The organism is Paenibacillus antri, from assembly GCF_005765165.1.
GTDB lineage: Bacteria > Bacillota > Bacilli > Paenibacillales > YIM-B00363 > Paenibacillus_AE > Paenibacillus_AE antri.
Genome location: NZ_VCIW01000062.1, coordinates 1 through 936 on the forward strand (window position 1 = coordinate 1; position 936 = coordinate 936).

The following is a 936-nucleotide window of genomic DNA, read 5'->3' on the forward strand; positions in this document are numbered from 1 at the left end:
CACCCACCGTGTGTCTCCTGAGTATCACTCTTCGGTATTCGCAGTTTGCATCGGGTTGGTAATCCGGGATGGACCCCTAGCCGAAACAGTGCTCTACCCCCGAAGGTGTCCGCTCAAGGCTCTACCTAAATAGATTTCGGGGAGAACCAGCTATCTCCCGGTTTGATTGGCCTTTCACCCCCAGCCACAAGTCATCCGCTAATTTTTCAACATTAGTCGGTTCGGTCCTCCAGTTAGTGTTACCCAACCTTCAACCTGCCCATGGCTAGATCACCGGGTTTCGGGTCTATACCCTGCAACTTAACGCCCAGTTAAGACTCGGTTTCCCTTCGGCTCCCCTATTCGGTTAACCTTGCTACAGAATATAAGTCGCTGACCCATTATACAAAAGGTACGCAGTCACACGCCTAAGCGTGCTCCCACTGCTTGTACGTACACGGTTTCAGGTTCTTTTTCACTCCCCTCGCCGGGGTTCTTTTCGCCTTTCCCTCACGGTACTGGTTCACTATCGGTCAGTCAGGAGTATTTAGCCTTGGAGGATGGTCCCCCCATATTCAGACAGGATACCACGTGTCCCGCCCTACTCATCGAGCTCACAGCATGTGCATTTTTGTGTACGGGGCTGTCACCCTGTATCGCGCGCCTTTCCAGACGCTTCCACTAACACACACACTGATTCAGGCTCTGGGCTGCTCCCCGTTCGCTCGCCGCTACTGGGGGAATCTCGGTTGATTTCTTTTCCTCGGGGTACTTAGATGTTTCAGTTCCCCCGGTTCGCCTCATTAACCTATGGATTCAGTTAATGATAGTGTGTCGAAACACACTGGGTTTCCCCATTCGGAAATCGCCGGTTATAACGGTTCATATCACCTTACCGACGCTTATCGCAGATTAGCACGTCCTTCATCGCCTCTGACTGCCAGGGCATCCACCGTG

General features: G+C 52.5%; 1 rRNA gene. It reads right to left on the bottom strand.

The features are described 5' to 3' along the window. A 23S ribosomal RNA gene (locus FE782_RS33470) occupies window positions 1-936 on the bottom strand; the annotation flags it as partial.